At 72.2% G+C, this 26,020-nt stretch carries 25 protein-coding genes; 12 read left to right on the top strand and 13 right to left on the bottom strand.

The window, feature by feature from the left end; genetic code table 11:
* Positions 1-2: 2 nt before the first annotated feature.
* From ABFX54_RS29135 to ABFX54_RS29125, 3 genes are all read right to left on the bottom strand, one after another.
* Positions 3-605 (bottom strand): TetR/AcrR family transcriptional regulator, encoded by a 603-nt coding sequence (locus ABFX54_RS29135; protein ID WP_346109752.1) that lies wholly within the window; start codon positions 603-605, stop codon positions 3-5.
* Between the two features lie 122 nt (positions 606-727).
* Complete coding sequence (locus ABFX54_RS29130) at positions 728-2,290, bottom strand: MFS transporter (protein WP_346109751.1); 1,563 nt, start codon at positions 2,288-2,290, stop codon at positions 728-730.
* 414 nt (positions 2,291-2,704) lie between these two features.
* Entirely contained in the window at positions 2,705-4,003 is a 1,299-nt protein-coding gene (locus ABFX54_RS29125) for an MFS transporter (RefSeq protein ID WP_346109750.1), read from the bottom strand.
* Positions 4,004-4,146: 143 nt separating this feature from the next.
* On the opposite strand from ABFX54_RS29125, the gene panB reads away from it, so the two are divergent.
* Entirely contained in the window at positions 4,147-4,998 is an 852-nt protein-coding gene (gene panB / locus ABFX54_RS29120; protein WP_346109749.1) for a 3-methyl-2-oxobutanoate hydroxymethyltransferase, read from the top strand.
* Between the two features lie 73 nt (positions 4,999-5,071).
* Here the strand turns inward: panB and ABFX54_RS29115 are convergent, their stop codons facing one another.
* Positions 5,072-6,004: a threonine/serine dehydratase gene (locus ABFX54_RS29115; RefSeq protein ID WP_346109748.1), complete on the bottom strand. Its 933-nt coding sequence runs from the start codon at positions 6,002-6,004 to the stop codon at positions 5,072-5,074.
* 9 nt (positions 6,005-6,013) lie between these two features.
* Entirely contained in the window at positions 6,014-7,186 is a 1,173-nt protein-coding gene (locus ABFX54_RS29110; RefSeq protein ID WP_346109747.1) for a trans-sulfuration enzyme family protein, read from the bottom strand.
* A 59-nt stretch (positions 7,187-7,245) separates the two neighbouring features.
* On the opposite strand from ABFX54_RS29110, the gene ABFX54_RS29105 reads away from it, so the two are divergent.
* The 6 genes from ABFX54_RS29105 to ABFX54_RS29080 are packed head-to-tail and all read left to right on the top strand — an operon-like array spanning position 7,246 to position 12,864.
* Positions 7,246-8,667 carry an aminotransferase-like domain-containing protein gene (locus ABFX54_RS29105; RefSeq protein ID WP_346109746.1) on the top strand — a complete coding sequence of 474 codons (1,422 nt, stop codon included), beginning with the start codon at positions 7,246-7,248 and terminating at the stop codon, positions 8,665-8,667.
* Between the two features lie 12 nt (positions 8,668-8,679).
* Positions 8,680-9,366 carry an alpha/beta fold hydrolase gene (locus tag ABFX54_RS29100; RefSeq protein ID WP_346109745.1) on the top strand — a complete coding sequence of 229 codons (687 nt, stop codon included), beginning with the start codon at positions 8,680-8,682 and terminating at the stop codon, positions 9,364-9,366.
* 45 nt (positions 9,367-9,411) lie between these two features.
* Positions 9,412-10,377, top strand: coding sequence for an ABC transporter ATP-binding protein (locus ABFX54_RS29095; protein WP_346109744.1), 966 nt, complete (start codon positions 9,412-9,414; stop codon positions 10,375-10,377).
* The gene (locus ABFX54_RS29090; RefSeq protein ID WP_346109743.1) at positions 10,374-11,093 is read left to right on the top strand and encodes an ABC transporter permease; all 720 of its coding nucleotides are present in this window, start codon (positions 10,374-10,376) and stop codon (positions 11,091-11,093) included. Before ABFX54_RS29095 ends, ABFX54_RS29090 begins: the two co-directional genes overlap by 4 nt.
* Positions 11,094-11,125: 32 nt before the next feature.
* Positions 11,126-12,262, top strand: a complete 1,137-nt coding sequence (locus ABFX54_RS29085; RefSeq protein ID WP_346109742.1) for a histidine kinase — start codon at positions 11,126-11,128, stop codon at positions 12,260-12,262.
* Positions 12,259-12,864: a response regulator transcription factor gene (locus ABFX54_RS29080; protein WP_346109741.1), complete on the top strand. Its 606-nt coding sequence runs from the start codon at positions 12,259-12,261 to the stop codon at positions 12,862-12,864. Before ABFX54_RS29085 ends, ABFX54_RS29080 begins: the two co-directional genes overlap by 4 nt.
* A gap of 132 nt (positions 12,865-12,996) precedes the next feature.
* Here ABFX54_RS29080 and npdG read toward each other — a convergent pair whose 3' ends face one another.
* A complete protein-coding gene (gene npdG, locus ABFX54_RS29075; RefSeq protein WP_346109740.1) occupies positions 12,997-13,650 on the bottom strand; it encodes an NADPH-dependent F420 reductase in 654 nt (217 codons plus the stop codon).
* A gap of 142 nt (positions 13,651-13,792) precedes the next feature.
* On the opposite strand from npdG, the gene ABFX54_RS29070 reads away from it, so the two are divergent.
* A complete protein-coding gene (locus ABFX54_RS29070; protein WP_346109739.1) occupies positions 13,793-14,371 on the top strand; it encodes a hypothetical protein in 579 nt (192 codons plus the stop codon).
* Here ABFX54_RS29070 and ABFX54_RS29065 read toward each other — a convergent pair.
* Positions 14,368-15,477, bottom strand: coding sequence for a LysR family transcriptional regulator (locus ABFX54_RS29065; protein WP_346109738.1), 1,110 nt, complete (start codon positions 15,475-15,477; stop codon positions 14,368-14,370). The two genes, ABFX54_RS29070 and ABFX54_RS29065, sit on opposite strands and share 4 nt — an antisense overlap.
* 72 nt (positions 15,478-15,549) lie before the next feature.
* Between ABFX54_RS29065 and ABFX54_RS29060 the strand changes: the two genes are divergently transcribed.
* Positions 15,550-15,804, top strand: a complete 255-nt coding sequence (locus tag ABFX54_RS29060; protein WP_346109737.1) for a CBU_0592 family membrane protein — start codon at positions 15,550-15,552, stop codon at positions 15,802-15,804.
* Positions 15,801-16,493 carry a cyclase family protein gene (locus ABFX54_RS29055; protein WP_346109736.1) on the top strand — a complete coding sequence of 231 codons (693 nt, stop codon included), beginning with the start codon at positions 15,801-15,803 and terminating at the stop codon, positions 16,491-16,493. Before ABFX54_RS29060 ends, ABFX54_RS29055 begins: the two co-directional genes overlap by 4 nt.
* A gap of 24 nt (positions 16,494-16,517) precedes the next feature.
* On the opposite strand, the gene ABFX54_RS29050 is transcribed toward ABFX54_RS29055, so the two are convergent.
* Positions 16,518-16,694 carry a hypothetical protein gene (locus ABFX54_RS29050; RefSeq protein ID WP_326626525.1) on the bottom strand — a complete coding sequence of 59 codons (177 nt, stop codon included), beginning with the start codon at positions 16,692-16,694 and terminating at the stop codon, positions 16,518-16,520.
* Between the two features lie 32 nt (positions 16,695-16,726).
* Between ABFX54_RS29050 and map the strand changes: the two genes are divergently transcribed.
* On the top strand, positions 16,727-17,575 hold the full coding sequence (map, locus tag ABFX54_RS29045; protein WP_346109735.1) for a type I methionyl aminopeptidase: 849 nt from the start codon (positions 16,727-16,729) through the stop codon (positions 17,573-17,575).
* A gap of 71 nt (positions 17,576-17,646) precedes the next feature.
* Here the strand turns inward: map and ABFX54_RS29040 are convergent, their stop codons facing one another.
* The 4 genes from ABFX54_RS29040 to ABFX54_RS29025 all read right to left on the bottom strand — a co-directional run bounded on the left by ABFX54_RS29040 (position 17,647) and on the right by ABFX54_RS29025 (position 22,218).
* Entirely contained in the window at positions 17,647-18,036 is a 390-nt protein-coding gene (locus ABFX54_RS29040) for a sensor histidine kinase (RefSeq protein ID WP_346109734.1), read from the bottom strand.
* Between the two features lie 207 nt (positions 18,037-18,243).
* Positions 18,244-20,220 (bottom strand): bifunctional copper resistance protein CopD/cytochrome c oxidase assembly protein, encoded by a 1,977-nt coding sequence (locus ABFX54_RS29035; protein ID WP_346109733.1) that lies wholly within the window; start codon positions 20,218-20,220, stop codon positions 18,244-18,246.
* Entirely contained in the window at positions 20,217-20,888 is a 672-nt protein-coding gene (locus ABFX54_RS29030) for a copper resistance CopC family protein (protein ID WP_346109732.1), read from the bottom strand. The genes ABFX54_RS29035 and ABFX54_RS29030 overlap by 4 nt, the downstream gene beginning before the upstream one ends.
* A gap of 46 nt (positions 20,889-20,934) precedes the next feature.
* The gene (locus ABFX54_RS29025) at positions 20,935-22,218 is read right to left on the bottom strand and encodes a helix-turn-helix domain-containing protein (RefSeq protein ID WP_346109731.1); all 1,284 of its coding nucleotides are present in this window, start codon (positions 22,216-22,218) and stop codon (positions 20,935-20,937) included.
* Positions 22,219-22,682: 464 nt separating this feature from the next.
* On the opposite strand from ABFX54_RS29025, the gene ABFX54_RS29020 reads away from it, so the two are divergent.
* Positions 22,683-25,520, top strand: a complete 2,838-nt coding sequence (locus tag ABFX54_RS29020) for an AfsR/SARP family transcriptional regulator (protein WP_346109730.1) — start codon at positions 22,683-22,685, stop codon at positions 25,518-25,520.
* Between the two features lie 43 nt (positions 25,521-25,563).
* Here the strand turns inward: ABFX54_RS29020 and ABFX54_RS29015 are convergent.
* Positions 25,564-26,020: PucR family transcriptional regulator (locus ABFX54_RS29015; RefSeq protein WP_346109729.1), on the bottom strand; the 457-nt coding region annotated here is incomplete at its 5' end.

The following is a 26,020-nucleotide window of genomic DNA, read 5'->3' as shown; positions in this document are numbered from 1 at the left end:
CCTCAGGGCGCCATTCCGGCCAGGGCCGCGTCCACGACGCGCTGGGGCAGGTCGGACGGGAGGTCGCCGGCCGGGCCCCACTTGGTGTGCCACAGCATGGCGCCGGAGATGAGCGCCATGCCCATGTCGACGTCGAGCTCCGGCTTGAGCTCGCCGGTGGTGACGCCGCGCTCGATCACGGCGCGCATCGCCTGCCGGCGCGGCTCGACGGCACGCTTGAGGAAGCGTTCCATCAGCCGGGGATAGCGGTCGGCCTCGCTCATCGCGATGTTCATCACGCACCGGCCGCGCGTGTCGCCCGACTCCCTGCGCATCGCCTCGAGCAGGCTGATCAGGTCGTCGCGTACGGATGTGCCGGGCAGTTTCGGCATCGGCGCCCTGAGTGTGGCCAGGGCGTCCACGATCAGGTCTTCCTTGTTGGACCAGCGCCGGTAGATCGTGGTCTTGCCGACGCCCGCCTTCGACGCGATCGCCTCGATGGTCAGCTCGGACACGCCCATGCCCTCGGCGATCAGGTCGAGGGTCGCCTCGATGATCGCCTTCTCGGCCTTCTCGCTGCGCGGACGGCCCGCCGGGCGGGCACTCGCGGATTCCTGGATCGACATCGCGGCCTCACCATACATCTACAGCGCGCGAGCGCTGTGGTCCGACATGGGGAGGCGGCGCGCCTCCCGCGCGTCCGCCTCCCTCGTGAGCGACTGATCGCCGCATCGGCCGGTGTCTCCCGTCACCCGGAGGAGGACGACAGCACCGGTTCCCGCCGCTCGGCGTGCTTGGCGGCGCGTGGCTTGCCGGGCATCCACCGCACCACCACGGCGAGGCCGATCAGCGCGATCACCGCCGAGACCGCCGCCGTGATGTGCATGCCTTCGATGAAGGCGTGGAACGCGGGCTGGACCAGCGCCTGGCCCCGCTCGCCGAGCTGCTGCACGACGCCCATCGTCGCCATGATCGACTCACCGGCCGCGTGCTGGACGCCCGCGGGCAGCCCGTCCAGCGCGGGCGCGATGCCGCCCCGGTAGCTGGACGACAGCACCGAGCCGAGCACGGCCACGCCGAGCGCCCCGGACACCTGGCGGACGGTGTTGCTCATGGCCGAGCCGACGCCGGCCTTCTCCCTGGGCAGCGACTCCATGATGGCGGTGGTGGCGGGCGGCATGATGTTGGCCATCGCGGCGCCCTGGACGAAGAAGATGACCTCGATCAGCGGGATGGGCGTGTTCTGGTCCAGGAACGCGTAGCTGGCCAGCACCAGTGTCACCACGCCCATGCTGACGCCGGCCGACAGCTTGGCGCCGAAGCGCTCGTTCACCCGCTGGCTGAGCGGCGCGAAGATCAGCTGAGCCGCGGCGAACGGGATCATCAGCGCGCCCGCCTGGATCGGCGTGAACCCCAGCACGATCTGCAGGTAGAACGTGAGGAAGAACATCCCGCCCATCATCGCGAAGAACATGATGCCCATGAGGCCGATGGCCGTGCTGAACCGGGCGTCGACGAAGCTGCGCACGTCGAAGACCGGGTGGTCGATGCGCCGCTCCCACCAGACGAACACGCCCAGCACCGCCAGCCCGAACAGCGTGGGCACCAGCACCTCGGCGCTGGCCACGGTGGCCAGCTCGCCGCCGCGGATGATGCCGTACACGACGGCCACCAGACCGATGATCGACAGCACCACGCCGACCGGGTCGAGCCTGGACGGCTTCGGGTCGCGGGACTCGGGCACGATGGTCGCGATGAGGATCATGCTGATCACCACGATCGGCACGTTCACCAGGAAGACCGAGCCCCACCAGAAGTGCTCGATCAGCAGCCCGCCGGTGATCGGCCCGATGGCCACCGCGATCCCGACGCCACCGGCCCACACCCCGATCGCCTTGCCCCGCTCGGCGGGCGGGAAGACGTTCGAGATGATCGCCAGCGTGGCCGGCATGATCGCCGCGCCGCCGATGCCCATCGCCGCCCTGGCCAGGATCAGCTGCATCGGATCCTGGGAGTAGGCACTGGCGAGTGAGGCCAGCCCGAACAGCGCCATGCCGATGAACAACATGCGCTTGCGTCCGGTCCTGTCACCGATCACCCCGAACGTGAACAACAATCCGGCGAACACCAGTGTGTAGGAGTTGATCGCCCATTCCAGCTCGCTCTGCGTGGCGCCCAGACCGACCGTCTTGTCGGCGATGGTCTTCATCGCGACGTTGAGGATCGTGTTGTCCAGGACGACCGCCAGCAGGCTGAACACCAGCACGCCGAGGATCCCCCATCGGCGTGGATGCCCCGTGGTCACTTCCATGGAGAGTCCTTAATTTCGATACGTCTAAGTTTCGCAACGTCACCGTATCGCAAGCCATTCCGATACGCAACGGTCCCGTTTCGTAAACCCTGGGTAAACTCTCGCCGTCCAGGGCCCGACGCCTGAGGTGAGCCTGCATCCGCCCAGGTCAGGCGCATTTCCCCGAACCTGCGGGCCGGCGTACGGCCAGGTCCCGCGAGGGATGGGACGCCCCGCGGAACGGCGTCCGTCGCGCTGGCGGCCCACCCGCCGGTCTTCAGCGCGACCGGCCTCGGCGCAGCTCAGAGAGGGTCACGCCGGGCCACACCGTGCTGCAACGCCGACGGCCCAGAAAACCGTCTCAACTCTCGGGTGACGTTGACCACATCTTCATCACTCGACGCACGAGCACCCCGGGACCAGGCCCGCCGACGGTCAGTCGCGCGGCGACGGCACCGGCGCACTCGCCGGGACCGCCGACGCCGGCTCGGCCGTCTCCGCCACCTCGACCGCTTCGACAACCGCGGCCGCGGCCGGTGACGCCACAACGGTGGCCGGCGCCGGGCGGCGGCGCCAGAACGGGAGCGCGGCCAGCACCATGGCCACGCCCGCCAGCCCGGCCACCACGAACGCCCACTGCGGCCCCATCCCGTCGATGACGACGCCCGCGATGGGCGCCGAGGCCGCGCCGCCGATCAGCAGGGCGGTGCCGTGGAAGCCCATCGCCTCGCCCCTCGCCTCGCTGGGCACCCATCGGGTGAGCACGTCGACCGTGGCGGACAGGGACGGCGCGCAGAGCAGCCCGGCGGGCAGCAGCGCCAGGATCAGCCAGTGCCATCCGCCCCCGACCAGCGCCACGGGAACGGTCGCCAGGCCCATCGCGGCGATCAGGGTCAGGGGTGACAGCCCTCTGGACAGGCCGCCGTACACGAAGCCGCCGATGAGCGAGAAGACGCACCAGATGGCCACGGCCAGCCCCACCCACGCGGTCTGACCCGCCTGGTTCATGGTGGCGACCAGGGACAGCTCGGTCGCGGTGAGCACGAACGTGGCCGCGGCCGCCGTGCCGAGCAGCGCCACGAAGGCCGGGGTGAGCCACTGACGGCGCGACACCCGCGTCTTGCCGCCCTCGGCCTCCGCCACCAGCTCCTCGGCCGAGCGGATGGGCGGGTTGAGCACGATCAGCCCCAGGCCGGCCACGGACATGCCGGCGCCGATGACCGTCATCGTCACGCCGCTGCCGAGCGTCGTGATGCCCGCGACGGCGAGCGCGGGCCCGGCCATGTAGGACAGCTCGACCATGATCGAGTCGAGCGCGAACCCGGTGCGCCGCTGCTCGACCGGCACGATGGCGGCCAGGCACTGCCTGGTCACGCTGAACACCGGCAGCCCCAGCAGCCCGGCCAGCGCCGCCGCCACCACCAGGGCGGGGAACGGCAGCGCCCACGCGCACGACCAGAAGGCCGCCTGCGCCACCGTGGTGACCGCCAGGACGGGACGAAGACCGTGTCTGTCGACGAATCTGCCCGCCAGCGGCGAGCCGATGGCCATGCCGATCGTGCTGGCCATGGCGACCACCCCCGCCGGGCCGTAGCGAAGGCCCATCACCTCGGCCACGTGCAGGGTCAGCGCCATGCCCGTGGCCGTGGCCGGCACGCGAGCGAGCAGCCCCACCAGGAGCAACGTGGGGACGCCGGGGATCTTGAACAGGCGCCGGTAAGGGGCGAGAGCCATGGTGTTTGTTACCTCCGCATTGATTCTGGCAAGAGGCACCGACAGTTTCGCCACCGGTTTTCGGCCGGGAGGCCGCGTGACATCATCGGAATGAGTCCGGGGACGCCGCTGGGGCGCCTCGAGACGGTTCTGGAGGGTTACTCATGTCCTCTTCAACTTCAACGACTTCTTCGACGACGACGCTGTACGGCGGCGCGGCCGGACGCCGCGTCACCGTCCGCGACCTCGCCGCCGCCAAGGAGCGCGGAGAGCGGTGGCCGATGCTCACCGCCTACGACGCGATGACGGCGGGGGTGTTCGACGCGGCCGGCATCCCGGTGCTGCTGGTGGGCGACTCCGCGGCGATGGTCGTCTACGGCTACGACTCCACGCTGCCGGTCACGGTCGACGACCTGCTGCCCCTGACGGCGGCGGTCGTACGCGGCTCGTCGCGTGCCCTCGTGGTGGCCGACCTGCCGTTCGGCTCCTACCAGGCCTCGCCGGCGCAGGCGCTGGAGTCGGCGGCCCGCTTCATGAAGGAGGCGGGCGCCCACGCGGTCAAGCTGGAGGGCGGCCGCCGGGTCCTGCCGCAGGTGGAGGCGCTGGTGTCGGCCGGCGTGCCGGTGATGGCGCACCTCGGGCTGACCCCGCAGTCGGTCAACGTCATGGGCGGCTATCGCGTGCAGGGGCGCGGGCAGTCCGGCGACGAGCTCATGTCGGACGCCAAGGACCTGGAGCGGGCCGGGGCGTTCAGCGTGGTGCTGGAGTGCGTGCCGGCCGACCTGGCGCAGCGGGTGACGACGTCGCTGGCGATCCCGACGATCGGCATCGGGGCAGGTGCCGCCACGGACGCGCAGGTGCTGGTGTGGCAGGACCTGATGGGGCTCACGCCGCGGCCGGCCAGGTTCGTCAAGCGGTACTCGGGGCTGGCGGAGGAGATGGACCGCGCGGTACGCGCCTTCGCCGACGAGGTGAGGTCCGGGGCGTTCCCCACGCCCGAACACACCTACAGCTGACCCCACGGGGTGGCCGGCCTTCCATCGGCCACCCCGCACCGGCGTGCGGACGGGGTCGGCGGGCGGGTGGCGGTCAGTCCGTGGTCAGGGTGGCGGGATCGGTGTTGGAGCCGCACACCACCACGGCCACCCGTTCCCCTGGCGCCGGGGTGTAGACGCCCGACAGCAGGGCCGCGTAGGCGGCGGCGCCGGAGTGCTCGGCCACCACCCGGTGCCGCTCCCAGAGGGTGCGCCGGGCCGCCACGATCGCCTCGTCCGTCACGAGGACGCTCTCCACCCGGTCGCCGGACAGGATCTCGAACGCCAGCCCGCCGACCCTGGAGGCGCCCAGCGCGTCGGCCGCCACGCCGCTGACCTCCACCGGCACCGGCTCGCCCGCCCGGCGCGCCGCGTGCAGGGTCGGGATCCGCTCGGGCTCGACCGCGACGATCCGCGGCCCGCCACCTTCCCCGGCCGACGTGCCGACCGTGATGCCGGCCGCGAAGCCGCCGCCTCCGACCGCCGCCAGGACCGTGTCCACGCCGCCGGTCTGCTCCATGAGCTCCAGCCCGGTGGTGCCCTGCCCGGCCACCACCTCGGGCTGGTCGTACGCGTGCACCATGAGGGCGCCGCTCTCGGCGGCCCGCTTGGCGGCGGCCTCGGCGGCCTCCGCGTAGATGGCGCCGGTCTGGGTGATGTGCGCCCCCAGCACCGCCAGGCCCGCCACCTTCACCGGGCTGGTCACCTCGGGGACGAAGATCTCGGCCCGCGCCCCGAGCGCCCGCGCCGCGAAGGCCACCGCCAACCCGTGGTTGCCGCCGCTGGCGGCGATCACCCCGCTCTCCGGCAGCTCGCCGGCCGACAACATGCGGTTGAACGCCCCGCGCACCTTGAACGAGCCCGAGTGCTGGAGCAGCTCCAGCTTCAGCCACAACCCGTCGGCGATCTCGATGACCGGCGTGCGGAGCACGTGACCGCCGATCCTGGCGGCCGCCGCCAGAACGTCCTCATGAGTAACAGCGCACATGATGCGAGGCTATGCCAGGGCCTGGGCCACGTCGGCCCACAGGTCCTCGGGATGCTCGATGCCGGCGGAGACGCGTACCGTGCCCTCCCCGATGCCGCTGCGCCGCAGCTCGTCGGGGCTCAGCGAGCGGTGCGAGGTGGTCGCGGGGTGCAGGATGAGCGTCTCGACGCCGCCGAGCGAGGGCGCGAGCAGCGCCAGTCGTACGGAGCTCATGAACTTCTCCCCCGCCGCCCGCCCGCCGGCCAGGTCGAACGAGAACACCCCGCCGAACCCGGGCAGCAGCTTGCCCGCCAGCTCGTACGACGGATGCGAGGCCAGCCCCGGCCAGTGGACGGCGGTCACGGCGGGGTGCTCGGCCAGGCGGGTGGCCAGGAGTTCGGCGTTGGAGCAGTGGCGGTCCATGCGCAGCGCGAGCGTCTGCAGCCCGCGCAGTGTCAGCCAGGCCGCGAACGGGTCGGCCGAAGCGCCGAGCTCGATCGCGAAGCGCCACGACTGCTCGTAGAGCTCCTGGTCGGCGAAGACCGCGATGCCGCCCACCACGTCGGTGTGGCCGGACAGGTATTTGGTGGTGGAGTGCACGACGATGTCCGCGCCGTGCTCGAACGGCCGGCACAGCAGCGGCGTGGCGAACGTGTTGTCCACCACGGACAGGATGCCGAGCTCGCGGGCGGCCCCGCACATCGCGGGCAGGTCGGCGACCAGCGTCATCGGGTTGCTGATCGTCTCCAGGTAGACGAGCTTCGTCTCCGGGCGGACGGCGGCGCGCAGGGCGGCAGGGTCGTTCTCCGGCACGTAGGAGACGGTGATCCCGAACCGCTCGGCCAGCTCGTTGATCATCGCGGCCGTGCCGCCGTACAGGGAGCGCTGGGCCACCAGGTGGTCGCCCGGCCGCAGCAGCCCGAGCAGGACGACGTTGATCGCCCCCATGCCCGATCCGGTGGCGATGGCGCTGGTCCCGCCCTCCAGCCCGGCCACGGCCAGCTCCAGCGAGCGAACGGTCGGGTTGCTGTAGCGCCCGTACACGTACGATCCGTCGGGGCGTCCCATCGACGCGGCCATCACGGCGGGGTCGTCGAAGACGAAGCCCGAGGTCTGGTAGATGGGCATGGTGATCGGGCGGCTGCCGTCGATGGGCGGCGTCGGGACGTGCACGGCCTTCGTGTCGGGGCGGAGTTCGCTCATGTCACCAGGATTCCTTGCCGGAGTATGCAGCGTCAGAGCCAATGCGACAGAATTGGTCCATGAATGGGGCCAATCTCGATGATCTGGTCGATGCGCTGGGCCGATGGGCGTCGGGGCGCGGCCCACTGTACCTGCTGCTCGCGGCCGGTCTGCGGGCGCTGATCGACGACGGCGTGCTGCATCCGGGCCAGCCGCTGCCGCCGGACCGGGTGCTGGCCAGGCGGCTGGCGGTGGGCCGGGGGACGGTGGTGGCCGCGTACGACCTGCTGCAGCAGGAGAGCCGGGTGGTGCGCCGCCAGGGCAGCGGCACCAGGGTGGCCGCGCTCGACCTGCCCGCCACCAGGACGGCCGACGGAGTGGCGGCCAACCCCCTGTTGCAGCACATCCTGCACCCGCCTGACGGCGTGCAGCTGCTGACCTGCGCCGCACCGCAGGATCCGCCACCGGCGCTGTCCGAGGCGTACGCCGAGGCCGCGGAGCGCCTGGCCGGGCTGCGCGACATGGGCTACCAGCCGGCCGGCGACCCCGCGCTGCGCGCGGCGCTGGCCGCTTACTACACCGGCAGGGGCGTGCCGACCTCGCCCGAGGAGATCATCGTGACGACGGGGGCGCAGCAGGCGCTCACGCTGCTCGCCTCGCTGCTGCTGGCGCCGGGTGACACGGTGCTGGCCGAGACGCCGACGTACCCGGGGGCGCTGGAGGTGTTCCGGCACGCGGCGGCGGCCGTCCGTCCCGCGGCGGGCATCGAGGACGTACGCGAACGTCCTGCTCTGGCCTACTTCGTCCCCACAGCCCGCAATCCGGACGGCGCCGTCATGGACACCCCGTCGCGCAGGCGGCTGGCCGACCTGGCCGCCGCGCACGACGTTCCGCTGATCGAGGACGAGGTCTGCGCCGAGCTGTGCTTCGCCGAGGAGACGCCCGCGCCGGTGGCGTCGTTCGGGCGGGGCGAGCAGGTGATCACGGTCGGCTCGCTGAGCAAGCTGGTGTGGGGCGGGCTTCGGGTCGGCTGGATCCGCGCGGCGGCGCCCCTGGTCTCGCGGCTGGCCAGGCTGCGCGCGGTGCACGACCTCGGCGGCGAGGTCGTCAGCCAGTTCGCCGCCGCCGTGCTGCTGCGCCGGCTGGACGAGGTGCGCTCCGCGCGGATCCGCACGCTGCGCGCGCGGCACGAGCACCTGTGCGCCGAGCTGCGGACTCGCCTGCCGTCCTGGACGTTCGAGCCCGCGCTCGGCGGCCAGACCCTCTGGGTACGCCTCCCGCGCGGCGACGCCGACTCCTTCGCCCAGGTCGCGCTGCGGCACGGGGTCGCCGTCGCGGCCGGCCGGTCGTTCGACCCGCTGGGCGGGCACACCGACCGCCTCCGGCTGCACTACCTGTTCCCCGAGGAGGAGCTTTCGCGAGCGGTGAACAACCTGGCCCTGGCCTGGGCCTCGTACGACGGAGCGGGACGCACCCCATCCCGGTGCGCCCTCATCGTCTGACAGGGTGGGGTGATGCAGACGACGTTCGTACTCGTGCACAGCCCCTCCGTCGGGCCCGCGACGTGGGCTCCCGTGGCCGAGTCGCTGGAGCGCCGCGGGCACGCGGCCGTGGTGCCCGACCTGACCGGAGTCTCGGCGGCAGGCGCGCCCTACTGGCCCAGCGTGGTGGAGACCGTGCGTGCCGCCACCCCGGACACCCCCGTGGTGCTGGCCGTGCACAGCAACGCCGGGTTCTTCCTGCCCGCGATCAAGGAGGGGCTGGGCGATCGGGTGGTGGCCTGCGTGTTCGCCGACGCGCACGTCCCGCCCAGGGAGGGGCTGGTCAGGACGGCCGAGGAGGAGTTCCTGCCGTTCCTGCGCGACCTGGCCGGTCCCGACGGCGTGCTGCCGCGCTGGACCGACTGGTGGGACGAGGAGGACGTGGTGGCCATGCTGCCCGACCCCGCCGTCCGCATCCGGGTCGCCGCCGAGCAGCCCAGGCTGCCGCTCGACTATTACACGCAGGCGATCCCGGTGCCGGCCGGCTGGGACGAGGTCAGGTGCTCGTTCCTGTGGTTCGGGCCCCCTTACGACGCGGCGGCGGAGGAGGCGGCCCGGCGGGGCTGGTCGGTGACCCGCCTGCCCGGTCTGCACCTGCACCAGATCGTCGATCCCGAGGGCGTGACGGACGCGCTGCTCAAGCTGTCCAGGAAGTCGTGAATTCTTCACTGTCGCGGGCGGCGGGGCCCGGCGACAGTGGTGCGCATGACAGCCATCGAAGTGAACGGGCTCCGTAAGAGCCATCAGGGATTCGAGGCGGTGCGAGGCGTCTCGTTCGAGGTGGCCGAGGGCGAGGTCTTCGCCCTGCTCGGGCGGAACGGCGCGGGCAAGACCACCACGATCGAGGTGCTGGCGGGCTTCCAGCGGGCTGGGGGCGGGAGCGTGCGGGTGCTGGGTCACGACCCGTACGCCGAGCGGGCCGCCGTACGCCCGCGTACCGGCATCATGCTGCAGGAGGCCGGCTTCTTCCCCGAGCTGACCGTCGCGCAGACCGTCGACGCCTGGCGCGGCTTCACCGACGCGCCCCGCCCCCGGGACGAGGCGCTGGAGCTGGCGGGCCTGACGGCGCGGGCGCGCACCCGGGTGCGGCAGCTGTCCGGCGGTGAGAAGCGCCGGCTCGACCTGGCGCTGGCCCTGCTGGGCCGCCCCGACGTGCTGTTCCTGGACGAGCCGACCACCGGCATGGACCCGCGGGCCCGCGCCGCCACCTGGACCGTCATCCGCGACCTGGCCGCGAACGGCACCACCATCCTGCTCACCACGCACTACCTGGAGGAGGCGCAGCGCCTCGCGTCCGCCATGGCGATCATGGACGAGGGCCGGATCGTGGCCTCCGGCGGCATGGCCGAGACGCTCGCGGCCAGGGGCGGGCGGGTGGCCTTCCGGCTGCCCGCGCACGTCGGGACGGGCGAGTTGCCGCTGCCGGCCACCGTGACGGACGGGCTGGCCGTGTGCCGGGCCGCCGACCCCGACCTGGCCGCGCAGACGCTGCTCACCTGGGCGGCCGAGCGCGGGCTGCGACTGGAGGGCCTGGAGGTCCGCGCCGCCACCCTGGAGGACCTCTTCCTGGAGCACGCGCCGGCCGCGCCTGGCCGCTTCGCGGAGGACGCACGAGGCGCGGAGGACGCACGAACCGGTGAGAGCTCACGATTCGCGGAGGACGCACGATGAGCCTGGCCGCCACCTACCGTCTCGGCACGCGCCTGTTCTGGCGGGACAAGTCCATGCTGTTCGGCTCGGTCATCACGCCGGTCGGCCTGGCCGTGGGCATGCCCGTGCTCATGCGCCACGTCACCCGTGACGGCGCCGCCAACGCCACGGCGATCTTCCAGAGCACGATCGCGATCCTGCTGGCGATCACCGCGTTCATGAACATCGTGGTGGCCCTGACCAGCCGCCGCGACCAGCTCGTGCTCAAGCGGCTGCGCTCGACCCGGCTGACGGACGGCCAGATCCTGGCGGGCCAGATCGCCGGCACCGCCACCCAGACGGTGGCGCTGATCCTGCTGTGCGCGATCACGGTGCGGTTCGCGGCCGACGTGCCGTTCCCGCCGGACCCGCTCGCCTTCGCCGCCGTCGTGGTCGCGGGCTCGGCGGTGCTGTCGCTGCTCGGCGCCGCGTACACGGCCGTGGTCCCGCGCGCTGAGCTGGCCGCCGCCGTCACCATGCCCGTCTTCCTGGTGGCCGGGGTGTCGGCGGGCGCGATGGGCCCCATCCCGCTGCCCTCCTGGCTACGGCCGGTGCTGGACCTGCTGCCCACCACCGCCGTGGTGGACGCCGTCAGGACCGGCGACCTGCTCGTGCCGCTCCTCGTCCTGGCCGGGTGGGCGCTCGCCGGCCTGGCCGCCGTCCGGCTGTGGTTCCGCTGGGAACCCCGCAGATCGTAGGGGGCCGATCGTTGGGGGTCATAATCGACGTCGTGGTCTCCTCATCCGCCCGGCGGCTATCGAGCGCGCTCATCACGGCCGTCTCGTGCGCGTACACGATCATCGCCCTGGTCTACTTCTTCCAGGGCGCGCTGTACGGCGTGCTGGCCGTCGTGGTCTTCCTCGTCGTGGTGGCCACCCACTACGTCAACATGCGGGCGGGCCTGCGCGGCGAGCGCCCGCCAGGCTTCCCCTTGACGGTGGTGCTGCAGGCGGTGGCCACCTACCTGCCCGACTTCCTGCTGCCGGGCGGCATGTCGGCGCTGACCACGCCGCTGCTGGCCGGCACGCTGCTGGTCTACCTGCCGCTGCGCTGGGCCGGCGCGGCGGTCGGGCTGATCATGCTGTACGAGGGCACGCTGCTCTGGTGGGGCCCGCAGGTCGCCCACGTGACCCTGTTCTACGTGGTCACCGTGCCCACGACCGGCGCCATGATCTACGCGCTGGTCCGGTTCACCCGGGTGACCGCCGAGCTCGAACAGGCCAGGGCCGAGCTGGCGGACGCCGCCGTACTGAAGGAACGGCTGCGCATCTCCCGGGACCTGCACGACGGCCTGGGCCGCAGCCTCACCGCGATCGCGCTCAAGGGAGACCTGGCCGGCCGCCTCATCGACCGCGACCCCGGCACCGCCCGCGCCGAGGTGGGCGAGCTGGTGCGGGTCGCCAGGGAGGCGGCCCAGGATGTGCGGCAGGTGGCCAGGGGCTATCGGGCCATGTCGCTGACGGGCGAGGTCGACCGGGCGGTGGCGCTGATGGAGTCGTCCGGGGTGAGCGTCCAGGCCCACCTGGCCGACGTGACGCTGCCGAGGCGGTCGGAGGAGGCGCTGGCGTGGGCCGTACGCGAGGGCGTGACCAACGTCCTGCGCCACAGCCGGGCCACGACCTGCACGATCACGACGTCGCTGCAGGAGGGCACGCTACGCCTCGAACTCGCCAACGACGGCGCCCCCGACCCCGCATCCAGCGTCGAACCCGGCTCCGGATACGACGTGGGGCCGCCGGGCTCGGGGCTCACCGGCCTGGTCGAGCGTGCTGCCCAGGCGGGTGGTACGGCCGGCGCCGCGCGGACCGGCCAGGGCGGGTTCGTGCTGGCCATGGAGGTGGCCGTCGGGGCGGAGGCCGCGACATGATCAGGGTGCTGCTCGCCGAGGACATGCACATGATCCGCGCCGCCCTCACCGCCCTGCTCCGCCTGGAGCCCGACATCGAGGTGGTCGCGGAGGTGACCCGCGGCGACGAGATCGTCCCCGAGGCGATGCGGGTGCGGCCCGACGTGGCCGTCCTCGACATCGACCTGCCCGTGGTGGACGGCATCACCGCCGCCGCCGTGCTCCGCGAGCGCCTGCCGTCCTGCCGGGTGCTGGTGCTCACCGCCATGGGCCAGCCCGGCCACGTCCGCAGGGCGCTGGCGGCCGGCATCCAGGCGTTCCTGGTCAAGGAGGCCCTCGGCGACCGGCTGGCGGACTGGGCCCGGCGCACCGCCGCCGGGCTGCGCGTCCTGGACGCCGAGCTGGTCTCCTCGGCCATGGAGTACGGCGAGAGCCCGCTCACGCCCAGGCAGACCACCGTGCTCAGGGAGGCGGCCAGAGGCGCCTCGGCCGAGGAGATCGCCACCCGCCTCCACCTGTCCCCCGGCACGGTACGCAACTACCTGACCGGGGCGATCACCAAGACGGGAGCCCGTAACAAGATCGACGCCATCCGGATCGCCGAGGACGGCGGCTGGCTGTAACAGCCGCCGAACGCCCGCCGAACCCGCGCTCGATCACCCGTGTCCGGTGGCCGCCCATGTCTGATGAGCCGATCACTTGTGGCGGCGCATTCCTCGTGAGCCCGCCCAGGCCGGAGATCGTCCCGTAGAGGGTCAGATGTCGGTGATGCGCAGGCCGGCGTGGGCCTTGTAGCGGCGGTTGACGGAGATGATGTTGGCGGTCAGCGCCTCGATCTGGTGCGCGTTGCGCAACCGCCCGCCGTACACCCCGCGCACCCCAGGAATGGCCTCGGCCAGCGCTCGCACCAGGTCGGTGGCCTCGCGGTCGTCGCCCAGCACCAGCACGTCGAGATCGACCTTGTCCACCGCCGGGTCCATCAGCAGCACGGCCGACACGTGGTGGAAGGCCGCCACCACCCGGCTGTCGGGCAGCACGGCCGCCGCCTGCTGGGCGGCGCTGCCCTCCTCGACCGGAAGCGCGTAGGCGCCCTGCTTGTCGAACCCGAGCGGGTTGACGCAGTCAACGACGATCTTGCCGGCCAGCTCGCCCCGGAGGGACTCCAGCAGCGCCTTGTGCCCCTCGTACGGCACCGCCACGATCACGATGTCGGCACGGGCGGCGACGGCGGCGTTCTCGTCACCGGTCGCGCCGGCGCCGATGGAGTCGGCCGCCTCCTGGGCGCGCTGCGCGCTGCGCGAGCCGATCAGCACCGGGTGCCCCGCCAGCGCGAAGCGCCGCGCCAGCCCCTTCCCCTGGTCACCGGTGCCGCCGAGGATGGCGATGGAAAGCCCGTTCACGTCTGTCATAGCCAGATCATGTCAGGCCCGCCGGGCCCGCGATCCGGGTGGGCCCTTCTTGCGGCGGCGACGCCCGGCGGAGCACGCCTCGTGCCCGTGCATCGGCACCGAATCGGTCACCACGTCCGTGCCCGTCAGGCACCATGGGGTGATGGACTCAGGATCGGTGGCACTCCTGCGCGAACTGCTCGCCGAGACCGGCTGGCTCGACCGCGCCCGCGAGCTGGGCCTGGCGCTTCGTGCCACGCGTTCGCCGGGCGGGCTGCTGGTGGTGGGCACCCCCGACGAGGAGCCCTGGCATGTGACCGCCCACCTCGCCGACGAGGCCCGCCTGTCCGGTCTGCCGCAGCTCGCCCCCACTCTGGTGCGCTGGTCGCCGCCGGTGGACGCTCCCCCGCACCTGCGCGTCGGCCTCGACCGGCTGGAGCGGGCCGCTCGCGGGGAGACGTTGTTCGTGCTGTCCGAACGGCAGGCACCGGTCCCGCTGCTCGAACGGGTGGACGACGCGCGGCGCGTCGGGGCCACCGTCCTGGCGATCGAGGGCGGCGATCCCGAGCTGACCGGGCTGGCGCACGACGCGATCACGGTGCCGCGCGACGGGCCGGTGACGTTCGACGGGGCGCAGCACCTGGTCAGCGCGGCGGCCGGCGAGCTCGAACGGCGCCCCGGCCTGCGCGCCCGCCTGGCGAGCCTCCTGGACAAGGTCAGCGGCCCCCGCCTGACCGACTAACCCGCTTCGCCCGACTCCTCCCGCGACGGCCCGCCCCTCCCAGTCTGTCCAGCTCGCCCAGCCTGCCCCGCTTGCGACCGTTCACCCGGCTCGCCCCGCCGCTCACCGGGCTCGGCTCGCGACCGTTCGCCGGGCTCGGGCCGCGACCGTTCGCCGGACTCGGCCGGCGGCTCTCCCAGTCGCCCGCGCAGGGAGGCTGCCAGGTCCGCGGTGGCCTCCTCGATCGCGCCGATCACCACGGCCTGCACCGGGTCGGGCTCCCCCGACCGCGTACGGCTCACGCGGGTGACGGCGTCCAGCCTGCGGGCCCCCACGTCGCGCACCTCGCTCACCCGTACCTCGCCCTCCGGCACGTCGAGCAGCGCCAGCGTGGGCACGATCGCCACCCCGTGCCCCGCCGCCACCAGCGCCAGCGTCGGCCCGAACTCGGTGATGACGTGCACCTTGCGCGGCTCGAACCCGTGCAGCCCGGCCAGCCGCTCCAGCGCCTGCCCGCACGCCTGGTTCGGCTCGCCCGCCACCCAGGGCAGCCGGATGAGGTCGGCGACGGTGGCCGGCGGCTCCGTCCAGTCCGGCGGGACCACGATGCGGTATTCGTCCACGTACAGCAGCCTCGTGCTCAGCGACGGCTGCGACAGGGCGGGCAGGCTCATGTCCTGCTCGGTGATGAGCAGGTCGACCGCCCCGAGCCGCAGCTCCTGCAGCGCCGGCTGCCCGTAGATCTCGTGGATGATGAGCGAGATCTTCGGATGGCGTACGGCCAGCGCACGCATGGCGGGCACCAGCACGTGCTTGATCACCGTGGGGAAGGCGGCGATGCGCACCGGCCCGGCCAGGCGCTCGGTGAAGCGGGTGAGCTCGCGCTTGGCCTCGTTCAGCTCCTCCTCGACCCGTTCGGCGTAGCCGGCCAGCACCCGCCCCGCCGGGGTGAGCGACACGCTGCGCTGGGAGCGGTCGATGAGCGCGAGCCCGACCTCGCGCTCCAGCTGGGCGAGCTGCTGGGAGACGGCGGAGGGCGTCAGGTAGAGCGCCTCGGCGGCCCGCATCACGCCGCCGCGCCGCGCGACCTCGCGTAAGACGCGCAGCCGCCGGGGGTCGATGTCCATGCAGGTCAGCTTACGCGCGCCGTGAAGGATCCTTCATTTGTGCTACAGGCCCGCGATCCCGACAATGACGCCATGGATCTCCTGCTCGCCGTCGCCGGCTGGCTCGGCGCCGCCCTGCTGCTGGCCGGCTACGCGCTCGTCTCGTCCTCCCGCCTGTCGGGCGACGGGACCGCGTACCAGCTCATCAACCTCGCCGGCTCGCTCGGCCTGATGATCAACAGCGCCTACAACGCCGCCTGGCCGTCGGCCGGGCTCAACCTCGTGTGGGCCGCCATCGGCATGGTGGCCCTGGTCAAACTGGCCCGGATCGGGACGGTGCACAAATGATCGTCGAGCTCAGCCACCGCATCACCGACGGCATGCGCACCTATCCCGGCATTCCGGGCCCGCGCCTGGGTGTGCACCTGAGCAGGGAGGACTCGCGGGAGGTGTACGCGCCGGGTACGGAATTCCACATCGGCACCATCACGCTGGCCGCCAACACCGGCACCTACCTCGACACCCCCTTCCACCGCTACGCCGGCGGCCCGGACCTGTCACAGGTGCCGCTCACCAAACTGGCCGACCTTCCCGGCCTGGTCGTCCGCGCGGTACACGCAGGCACGGAGCCGGACGTGCGCGGCACCGCGCGCACCACGGACGCCGGCCGCGCCGTGCGCGTCAGCGAGGAGCTGGACGTACGGGGCCGGGCCGTGCTCATCCACACCGGCTGGGACCGGCACTTCGGCACCGACGCCTACCTGCACGGCCACCCCTATCTCGCCCCCGAGTCGGCGGCGTGGCTGGCCGAGCAGGGCGCGGCCCTGGTCGGGATCGACTCCCTGAACATCGACGACACCCCGGCGCACGGCGAACGCCCCGCGCACTCGATCCTGCTGGCGGCGGGGATCCCCCTGGTGGAACACATGACCGGCCTGGCGGCGCTGCCCATCGAGGGCTTCCGCTTTCACGCAGCGCCACCGATGATCACCGGCATGGGCACGTTCCCGGTCAGGGCATACGCGATCGTCCCCTAATAGTCCCCTGGTCCCGGCGTGCCGTCAGTCATCGTCCTGGTCGGCTTCGTCCCACGCCTTGTTACGGTCGGCGGCGCGCTGGAGTGCCCCCGCCGCCTCCTGCTCCGAGGCGTAGGGACCCATCCGGTCCTTGTTGGGGCAGCCCTCGTCGGGCTCGACCCGCATGTGCTTGAGACAGAACCACCACTGGCCTTCGCTCACAAGGTCAATTCTGCCCCGTAGACTCAGGTTTCATGACGACACTGCTCCAGCCAGGGCGAGTCTCACCCCTGCGAAAGGTCCCCGCGCACATCGAGCGGCCGGAGTACGTCGGCAAGAAGCGCCCCAAGACCGGCGAGTCCGACGTGAAGAGCCCCGAGACCATCGAGCGGATGAGGGTGGCCGGCCGGATCGCCGCCCAGGCTCTCGAAGAGGTCGGCAGACACGTCCGGCCCGGCGTCACGACCGACGAGCTCGACCGGATCGGCCACGAGTTCCTGCTCGACCACAACGCCTACCCGAGCACGCTCGGCTACAAGGGCTATCCGAAGTCGCTGTGCACCTCCATCAACGAGGTCATCTGCCACGGCATCCCCGACGACACCGTGCTGCGCGACGGCGACATCGTCAACGTCGACATCACCGCCTACATCGGCGGCGTCCACGGCGACACCGACGCCACCTACCTGGTGGGCGAGGTGGACGAGGAGTCGCGGCTGCTGGTGGAGCGCACGCGTGAGGCGACGATGCGGGCCATCAAGGCGGTCGCGCCCGGCCGCCAGCTCAACGTGGTCGGCCGGGTCATCGAGGCGTACGCCAAGCGGTTCGGCTACGGCGTGGTGCGCGACTTCACCGGCCACGGCATCGGCACCAGCTTCCACTCCGGCCTCATGGTGCCCCACTACGACGATCCGTCGCTGCGGGTGGAGCTGGTGCCCGGGATGACGTTCACGATCGAGCCGATGCTGACGCTCGGCACGATCGAGTACGAGATCTGGCCGGACAAGTGGACGGCCGTGACGAAGGACCGCAAGCGCACGGCCCAGTTCGAGCACACGATCGTCGTCACGGACACGGGCAGCGAGATCCTCACCCTCCCCTGACCCGGCCGCCCAAGACCACCCGCCCAAGGCCCCGGAAGCAGGCGCCCCAGGCGCGGGAGCACGTGAACGCGTCAGCGGTGGCTGGGGACCACCCCCGTCACCGTCGTGCCCTCGCCCAGCACGCTGTTCACCGACAGGGTGCCGCCGATCTCCGCGAAGGCCGCCCGCATCCTGGCGATCCCCCGCCCGTTGCCGCTCAGCGGGAAGCCCTGGCCGTTGTCACTGATCGTCATGCGCAGCCCGCTCTTGCCGGCCGTCACGGCGATGGACACGGTCCTGGCCCTGCTGTGCAGCTCCACGTTGGACAGGGCCTCGCGCATGGTGGCCATGACGCCGCTCGAGACGCGGGAGGGCACGTCGGTCGAGGGCAGTGCCCAGGTCTCGACCGCGATGCCCGTCCGTTCCGACCATTCGGCCAGGTAGCTTTCGAGCGCCTCGGCCAGGCTCTGCCCCCCGCGCATCCGTGTCTCTTCCGACAATGGTTTCGCCTTCCTTGGCACCCGGGCCCAGCGCCGGTCCCCACTCCAGCGCTCCCCGACCGGCGCTGCGCGCCCCCCTCAAGGCCTGCGCACGCTAGTCAGTGGGGTTATGCCCGTCTCCCCTGTAAGAAAGGCTACCTGTCGGTCCAGAGACTTGTAGTCGGAAGGTAGAAGGCCATGACCGAACCGCTACTCGCCCTTGTCAGCGCGGTTGAGACGGGCGAGGTAGTCGTTGTAGGAGTCGAGTTCCGGGTCTCCTGCGCCGGTGCGGTCGGCCCGGCGGTCGGCCCGGCGGGCCTGCCTGTCGTCGTCCTTGTACCACTGCACGGCGATGGCCAGCAGGACGATCAGCGTCGGGATCTCGCCGAACCCCCAGGCGATGGCGCCGCCGTCGCGCTGGGTCTGCAGCAGGGTGTCGCCCCAGGTGCGGCCGAGCTGTTCGTACCAGCCTGAGGCGATCACGGAGCCCATCATCATGAGCGCGATCCCGAAGAAGGCGTGGAACGGCATGGTCACGAAGAGCATGAGCAGCCGCCACACGTACGGGAGCCGGTGCGGCCCGGGATCGACCCCGATGATCACCCAGAAGAACAGGCTGCCGCTGATCAGGAAGTGCAGGGTCATCCAGATGTGGCCGAGGTGCTCGTTCATCGCCGACTCGAACAACGGCGTGAAGTAGAGCGCGTAGGTGGAGGTGATGAAGATGGCGGTGGCGACGAGGGGGTGGGTGACGACCTTGGTGAAGCGGCTGTGCAGGATCGTGGTGATCCACTCGCGTGGGCCTCTGTCGCCTCTCCTGGCCGCGGGCTTGAGCGCGCGCAGGGCCAGCGTGACGGGCCCGCCGAGGACGAGGAAGATCGGCACCACCATGGACAGCGTCATGTGCTCGATCATGTGGATGTCGAACATGACCTTGGCGTAGCGGGCCAGGCCGCTCTGGGTGGAGAAGACCAGCAGGGCCACGCCGATGTACCAGGCCGCGGTGCGTCCCCACGACCAGTGGTCGCCGCGCCGCAGCAGCCGGATCACGCCCACGCCGTAGAGACCGGCCAGGGCGGCCGCCACGACGGCGAAGAACAGGTCGAACCACCACATCGTGAAGATGCCGGCCAGCGTGAGCGGCGGCGGAAGCGGGAAGCCGAGCAGCTCGAAGGCCCGGTCGGCGGGGACGGCGTATTCGGGCGGCGGCGTGCGCGACAGCGCCACGGCCACGCCGACGGTGGCGAACATGAGCAGCGTCTCGCCGCCGGCCAGCCGGGTGAACGCCCGCGGCTTGCCGGCCCGCAGGTCGGCCAGCGTGCGCTGGCGGTGCCAGTAGCCGACGTAGCCGAGCAGCACGAAGGCCACGATCTTGGCCAGCGCGAGCAGGCCGTACTCGGAGACCCACAGGTCGGAGAGCGCGCCCAGCCGCGCGACGAGCGCGAACAGCCCGGACAGCCCCACTCCGGCGTAGCACCACAGCGCCATCCGGGAGAACCGGGTGGCGACCACGTCGAGCTGGGGCTTCTTGCGCAGCGCGTGCAGGGCCAGCACGCCGAGCCCGCCCACCCACAGGGCGAGCGAGAGCAGGTGCAGCGAGACCGAGGAGGTGGCCAGGTCGTGGTTGGGCGAGGAGGAGGTGTGTCCGGTGAGCGGCGCGGGCAGCAGCGTGACGAGCGCGAACACCAGCAGCCCGGCGGCGGCGCCGGCGGTGATGGCACCGCGCGAGAACAGCGCGATGGCCACCCCGAACAGCACCACGAGCGTCAGCGCGACGCCCTGCGTGGTCTGGGTGGCGTAGCTGGTCAGGATCGTGCGTTCGAGGATCTGGGGCACGGTCCTGCCGATGGACTCGGCGACGCCGAAGACGATGGCGAGAAAGGCCGATCCGGCCCACACCAGCGCCGCCCACGAGGCGGCCTTGACGTAGTCGAGGGCGCTCTTGCCGAGCACGCCCTTGTCGTTGGGCAGCAGCAGGGCGGCCATCAGCAGCAGGCCGACGGTGACCACGCCGGCGGAGTCCATCAGCAGCTTCGACAGCGGCAGGCCCCACCGGACGACCGCGCCGGAGTCGGGCAGGCCGGGGATGATCCTGGGGAACGCCCTGCCTCCGGCGATCATGCCGATGACCAGGGCGGCGATCGCGGCCGCGGAGGCCGCGAGGGTGAGGCGCACGGCCCTGCTCATGGCTGCTTCTTCCGCGCGCTGAGCAGGAAGCCGATGCCGATGCCGACGAGGGCGCCGATGACGACGATCAGCCAGACGGGGAAGGAGACGTCTTGTCCGGCCGAGGCGCGGTCGGCGGCCGCCTGGCTCTCCGGCGCACTCGCGGCGGGTGACGGCGGGCTCGCGCTCTGCTCAGCCTGCGGGGCGGCGCTGCCCGTCTCAGCGGGCGTCTCAGCGGGCGTCTCGCTGCCCGTCTCGGCGGGCGTCTCGGTGGGCGCGGAGCCGGTGGCGGTGGCTTCGGCAGAGGGGCTGGGGGACGGCGTCGCGCCCTCAACCCGGAACGGGATCTCGCCCTCGATCGGGTGCCCGTCGGACGACACGACCCGGTAGGCGATCGTGTATTTCCCGTCGGGCAGCGGCCCGTCGACCGCCTGCGTCACCACGGCGCCGTCGATCTCGGGCTTGCCGCTCTGGTATTGAGCGTCTCCGGCGCCGCGCACGATGACGAACGGCATGCGCATCTTGGCGCTGAACTCGAGCCTGACCTCGTCGAGCGAGGTGACCTTGGCGCCCTTGGCCGGGGAGCTGCTCTTGAGGACGTCGTGCGCCAGCGCGGGGGCCGCGGCGCCGAACACGAGCAGGGCGGCGGCGAGCATCGCGGTGAGGGCCGCGATCGGGGATCTCTTCATGACACCCCCAAGGCTACCGACGCCACTGCCCGGTCCGGTCTCCGCTCTACAGTCCCGCGCAGGCGAGGGCGCGCTGGTAGGCGTCGACCGCGCCGTCGGCGTCGCCGAGCTGCTCCATCGTCTCGGCCGTGGCGTACCAGTGGGAGGCCGAGCGGCGGGAGTCGGGCAGCGGCGAGAGCCAGCCCTCGACGGCGGCGGCGTGCCTGCGCCCCTCCTCCATCCTGCCGACCTCGCCGTAGATGCGGCCGAGCAGCAGGTTGGCCTCGGCGCCCATGACGTGGCCGTATTCGGGGAGCAGGTTTCTGCTGGCCACGGCGTGCTCGGCGGCGCTGTCGAGGTCGTGGGTCATGTATTCGGCGCAGGCCAGCTCCAGGTAGAGGACGGCCTGGTCGATCGTGCTGGTGGAGGTCTGCTCGAACTCGGTGATGGCCGCGCGCAGCACGTTGCGCACGCTCATCGGGTCCTGGGCGCCGGTGCGCAGCCGGGTGCGCGCGGACTGGACCCGCATCCTGGCGGTGTTGCGCGGCTGGCCGTGTTCGAGCTGGACGGCCAGGGCCCGCTCGATGAAGGTCACGGCCTCGTCGTTGTGACCGGTGGCGCGGGCGACGAGGGAGGCGTTCCAGTTGGCCGCCACGATGGAGCGCGGCGTGCCCAGGGTGTCGGCGGCGTTGAGCAGCTCGGCCGCGAACTGCCTGGCGCGCAGCATGTCGCCGCGCTCGTAGTAGGCCATCAGCAGGGTTGCGGCCAGCTCGACGAGAAGATCGTTCCAAGGCTGGCGGGCGTTGCCGCTGAGCAGCTGCTCGCCGACCTCGACGGCCTCGCTGAGCCGCTCGCTCTCGCGGTAGGCGCGGCACAGCGCCACGGCCACCTCGATGGCGCGCTCGGGGGAGAGCTCCTCCTCGCGCAGCTTGAGCATGATGGAGATCGCCTGGTCAAGGTCTCCCGCGGCCTCCGTGGCGAGGGCCAGCCCGAATTCGGCGTCTTGACGCAGCGCGGTCAGACCTGCCAAGTTACTGTTTCCCAGGAGCTCCGCGAAACGCGTGCGGGCCTCGGCGACCTCGCCGTTCTCGAGCGCGAGCCGCGCATAGCCGAGAGCGAGCTCGATGTCCTCCATCTGTTCGGCGGTGACGCCGTTGATCAGATAGGACAGCGAGCAGTCCAGCTTGTTGGCGAGCAGCTCCAAGACCGCAGGGGTGGGAGTACGCTTACCGCTCTCGATCAGTGAGACGTAACTGTCGGACAACTCGGGATGGGCCAGCTGCGCCTGTGACAAGCCGCGTTGCCGCCGAACCGTCTTGATACGGAGTCCGACTAGGTCAGATGTGGTCACAGCAGCCGCTCCCTGAGAAGATAAGTCCGAGCAACTCACATAGGCGAGGGAGAAACCCCCATGCGCATGCGCATTGCCCTGTCAATCCTGGCTGTCGCGATCGGCGCCGCGGTAGCCCTTGGAGGTAATGTTACGGCCGCAGGTGCCGCGACGTCTTCCCTCTCCAGCGCGGCCACCGACATCGGTTGCTGCTGAACCGGCCGGTGCCGGGAAAGGACAAGGCGACACCCCGGACACGTACCGCACTCCGTGTCCGACTCACGCGATGGCGCGGCCGGTGAAGGGACCCGCTGGTCCCGCCACCTGCCGTCCACGCAGCCCATACTGAGCGGCCGGTCAGACAGGGCCCCTGTGACCTAATACACACCCAGCACGGTCGAATGACAAGGTATCGACCGCATCTACATTTCTTCTACATGCGTCACGGGGCCCTTGCCGCCTCCACGAGCGTCTAAGCTCCCTACGTGGATCCGACAGTCGATCACGGGAGTCCGAGGGCGGCCGGTCTGACCATAGGTCTGCTGGGACCGGTGACCGGCGCGCTCGACGGCGCGGTCATCGATGCGGGCCCTCCGCTGCAGCAGGCGATCATGGCGATGCTGGCGGTCCGGGCCGGCCGGGTGGTCACCCTGGCCCAGCTGATCGAGGGCGTGTGGGGAGACTCTCCCCCGCCCAGCGCCGCGCAGAGCGTCTACACCTACATCGCCGGGTTACGCCGGGCCTTCGAGCCCGGCAGGGGTCGGCGCGAGCCCCCTGGGGTGCTGGCCCGCACCGCCGGCGGCTACCGGCTGAACCTCGATCCCGAGCAGGTCGACGCCCACGTCTTCGCCGGGCGGGTGGCCGCGGCGGCGCGGGCGAGCAGGGCCGGCGACCTCGAAGCGGCGGTGCGCGAGCTCGACGAGGCCCTCCCCCTCTGGCGCGGCCGGCCGCTGAGCGGCGTGCCGGGCCCCTTCTGCGACGACGAGCGCGCCCGCCTGGAAGAGCTGCGGCTGACCGCCGTCGAGGCGCAGGCCGAGGCGCTGCTGCGGCTGGGCCGCCCGCGAGACTGCCTCGCCCAGCTGCAGGACCTGTCCCGCGGCCATCCGCTCCGCGAACGCCCGCGCGAGCTGCTCATGCTGGCCCTGCACGGGTGCGGCCGCCAGGCCGAGGCGCTCACGCTCTTCGAGCAGACCCGGCGCGTGCTGTCGGAGGAGCTCGGCGCCGATCCCGGTGCGGGCCTGCGCCAGGCGCACCGCGTCGTCCTGTCCGGCACCGGCGGGCCGGCCGTGCCCGATCCCCTCATCCCCCGTCAGCTGCCCCGCGACCTGCTCGCGTTCGTCGGCCGCTCGCGGGAGATCGTCCGGCTCCGGACGCTGCTCGACCCCTGGGACGAGGATCCGCCGCATCCGTTCGTGGTGATCTGCGGCCCTCCGGGTGTCGGCAAGTCGGCGCTGGCCGTCCACGTCGCGCACGCGGTGCGCGACCGGTTCCCCGAGGGGCAGCTGTACGTCGACCTGCGCGGCGGCACCCCCAACGTGGCCCGGCTGTCCTCGCACGAGATCTTCAGCCGGCTGCTGCGCGGCATCGGCACGCCCGACGACGCCGTGCCGGTGGACGAGGACGAGGCCGCCGCGCTGTGGCGGAGCAAGCTGCAGGGCAGGCGGCTCCTCGTGCTCCTCGACAACGCGGCCGACCTGGGCCAGGTCAGGCCGTTCGTCTCGGCGCCGCTCGGGACGGCGGTGCTGGTGACGAGCCGGGAGTCCCTCGTGGCCGGCGACGACTGCGTTCAGCTGCGGCTGGGCCCGCTGTCCGACGCCGAGGCGACCGCCATGCTGTCCAAGCTCGTCGGCGCCGACCGCGTCTCGGCCGACCTCGGCCAGACCACGCGGCTGGCGCGCCTCTGCGACGGCTTCCCCCTGGCCCTGCGGATCGCCGGCGCGCGGCTGGCCGACCGCCCCGACTGGGCCGTGGGGGCGCTGACGGCGCGGCTCACCGACGAACGGCAGCGGCTGCGGGAACTGGAGGCGGGCGAGCTGGCCGTACGGTCGAGCCTGGCGGCCAGCTGGGGCGCGCTCAACGGCAGCAGCCGCGAGATCGACGGCGACGCGGCCCGGCTGCTGGGCCTGCTCGGCCTGCTCCACGTGCCCGACATCACCGTGGAGGCGGCGACGGCGCTGTCGGGTTCGCCGCCGTACCAGGTCGAGCGCGCGCTCGAACGCCTGTGTGACGCCCATCTGCTGGAGGCGACGGAGCCGGGGCGCTACCGCATCCACGACCTTGTGCGGCTGTTCGCCGGCGCGCTGATGGAGGCCGGAGAGCGCGTCCTGCCGCTGCGGCGGGCGATCGGCTACTACGCCGCGTCCGCGCGGGCCGCGGCCGTCACCAGCCAGCCGCACCGGGTCCACTGCTCGTATCCGGAGGTCAGGGAGCGGGGCCGCAGGTTCGGCGGCGCGGACGAGGCGCACGACTGGCTCAGGAAGGAGGAGCCCATCCTGCTCGCTGCCGCCTTCCAGGCGATGGCCGACCAGGACGACGACATCGCGCGGGCGGGCACGGCGATCGGTTTCGCGCTGTGGTGGTACCAGCAGCGGGCCTACCGGGTGGCCGATCTGGTCTCGCTCGGCGAACGGCTGCTCGCGACGGGGCGCCGCCTCGACGACCCGGTGATCACGATGGAGGGGCACGCCCACCTCGCGACGGGCCTGTACCTGAGGGGCGACCGCTCCGTCTTCCAGCACGGCCAACAGCACCTGCGCCTGGCCCGGCAGCTCGGTGACCGGTTCAACGAGCAGCGCGCGCACGGCAACCTGGCCTCCACGCACGTCAAGTGGGAGCAGTTCGACGACGCGCTGGAGCACGCGCGGGCCCAGCGGGAGATCGCGTCCGGCATGGGGTCGCGGGTCGGGGAACTCTACGCGCTGCTGACGATCGGGCGCGTCTGCATCGAGCTCGGCCGCTTCGACGAGGCGCTGGGGGCGCTGGACGAGGGGGCGGAGATGGCCCGCCGCGCGGGCGACGGGCTGCGGCTGGTGGAGTTCGCGCTGGCCAGGGGCAGGGCGCTGATCGAGCTGGGCGAGCTCGCCACGGCGCTGTCCGTGCTCACCGACGCCTCGGGGCCCGCCCGGTTCAGCAAGATGACGGAGGTGGGCTGCCTGGTCTACCTGGCGCGCGCCCACCGCCTGCTCGGCCAGGGCCGGGAGGCGATGCGGCGCGGCGCGGAGGCGGTCGCGCTGGCCGAGAGCATGGGCAGCGCGTACTGGCTGGAACGGGCGATCAAGGAGCGTGAGGCCGCGGGACCGGCCAGAGACTCGGTCACCACCTGAGCGGCCCAGTCACCTGAGCGGCCCAGTCACCTGAGCGGCCCCGTCACCGGGGCGGCGCGGTGTCCCTGAGCGCGAGGAAGAAGTCGACCCGGTCGGCCATCGTGGACAGGTCTCTGCCGGTCAGCTCCTCGATCCGGCGGATGCGGTAGCGCACGGTGTTGACGTGCACGTGGAGCAGCTCGGCGCAGGCGTTCCACGAGCCGGCCCGGTCGAGGAAGATCCCGAGCGTGCGCACGAGGTCGGACTGGTGCCTGCGGTCGTAGTCGAGCAGCGGCGACAGCAGGCGGGAGGAGAAGGAGCGGCGCACGTCTCCCGGCACGGTGGCCAGCAGCAGCGCGTGAGTGTAGATCTCGTCGCTGGTCACCACGCCGCCGTCGCGGGCCTCGGCCAGGCGGCGGGCGTGCCCCGCCTCCTCGACGCCGCCCTTGAGCGCGGCGGCGCCGGTGAGCGCGCCGCTGAGGCCGGCGCACACGCGGGTGCCCGGCAGCGCCGAGAGGACG

The sequence above is a fragment of the Nonomuraea maheshkhaliensis genome (assembly GCF_039529435.1).
In the GTDB taxonomy this organism is placed as follows: domain Bacteria; phylum Actinomycetota; class Actinomycetes; order Streptosporangiales; family Streptosporangiaceae; genus Nonomuraea; species Nonomuraea maheshkhaliensis.
Note: the sequence above shows the minus strand (reverse complement) of the source record. Positions and strands in the feature narration are given on the sequence as shown.

Coding starts and splice junctions, on each gene's coding strand:
- ABFX54_RS29100 (WP_346109745.1), top strand. CDS start 8,680: ATGCAGACGACGTTCGTACTCGTGCACAGCCCCTCCGTCGGGCCCGCG.
- ABFX54_RS29030 (WP_346109732.1), bottom strand. CDS start 20,888: ATGAAGAGATCCCCGATCGCGGCCCTCACCGCGATGCTCGCCGCCGCC.
- ABFX54_RS29115 (WP_346109748.1), bottom strand. CDS start 6,004: ATGTGCGCTGTTACTCATGAGGACGTTCTGGCGGCGGCCGCCAGGATC.
- npdG (WP_346109740.1), bottom strand. CDS start 13,650: ATGACAGACGTGAACGGGCTTTCCATCGCCATCCTCGGCGGCACCGGT.
- panB (WP_346109749.1), top strand. CDS start 4,147: ATGTCCTCTTCAACTTCAACGACTTCTTCGACGACGACGCTGTACGGC.
- ABFX54_RS29135 (WP_346109752.1), bottom strand. CDS start 605: ATGTCGATCCAGGAATCCGCGAGTGCCCGCCCGGCGGGCCGTCCGCGC.
- ABFX54_RS29060 (WP_346109737.1), top strand. CDS start 15,550: ATGGATCTCCTGCTCGCCGTCGCCGGCTGGCTCGGCGCCGCCCTGCTG.
- ABFX54_RS29070 (WP_346109739.1), top strand. CDS start 13,793: ATGGACTCAGGATCGGTGGCACTCCTGCGCGAACTGCTCGCCGAGACC.
- ABFX54_RS29090 (WP_346109743.1), top strand. CDS start 10,374: ATGAGCCTGGCCGCCACCTACCGTCTCGGCACGCGCCTGTTCTGGCGG.
- ABFX54_RS29080 (WP_346109741.1), top strand. CDS start 12,259: ATGATCAGGGTGCTGCTCGCCGAGGACATGCACATGATCCGCGCCGCC.
- map (WP_346109735.1), top strand. CDS start 16,727: ATGACGACACTGCTCCAGCCAGGGCGAGTCTCACCCCTGCGAAAGGTC.
- ABFX54_RS29105 (WP_346109746.1), top strand. CDS start 7,246: ATGAATGGGGCCAATCTCGATGATCTGGTCGATGCGCTGGGCCGATGG.
- ABFX54_RS29055 (WP_346109736.1), top strand. CDS start 15,801: ATGATCGTCGAGCTCAGCCACCGCATCACCGACGGCATGCGCACCTAT.
- ABFX54_RS29110 (WP_346109747.1), bottom strand. CDS start 7,186: ATGAGCGAACTCCGCCCCGACACGAAGGCCGTGCACGTCCCGACGCCG.
- ABFX54_RS29095 (WP_346109744.1), top strand. CDS start 9,412: ATGACAGCCATCGAAGTGAACGGGCTCCGTAAGAGCCATCAGGGATTC.
- ABFX54_RS29065 (WP_346109738.1), bottom strand. CDS start 15,477: ATGGACATCGACCCCCGGCGGCTGCGCGTCTTACGCGAGGTCGCGCGG.
- ABFX54_RS29040 (WP_346109734.1), bottom strand. CDS start 18,036: ATGCGCGGGGGGCAGAGCCTGGCCGAGGCGCTCGAAAGCTACCTGGCC.
- ABFX54_RS29035 (WP_346109733.1), bottom strand. CDS start 20,220: ATGAGCAGGGCCGTGCGCCTCACCCTCGCGGCCTCCGCGGCCGCGATC.
- ABFX54_RS29130 (WP_346109751.1), bottom strand. CDS start 2,290: ATGGAAGTGACCACGGGGCATCCACGCCGATGGGGGATCCTCGGCGTG.
- ABFX54_RS29125 (WP_346109750.1), bottom strand. CDS start 4,003: ATGGCTCTCGCCCCTTACCGGCGCCTGTTCAAGATCCCCGGCGTCCCC.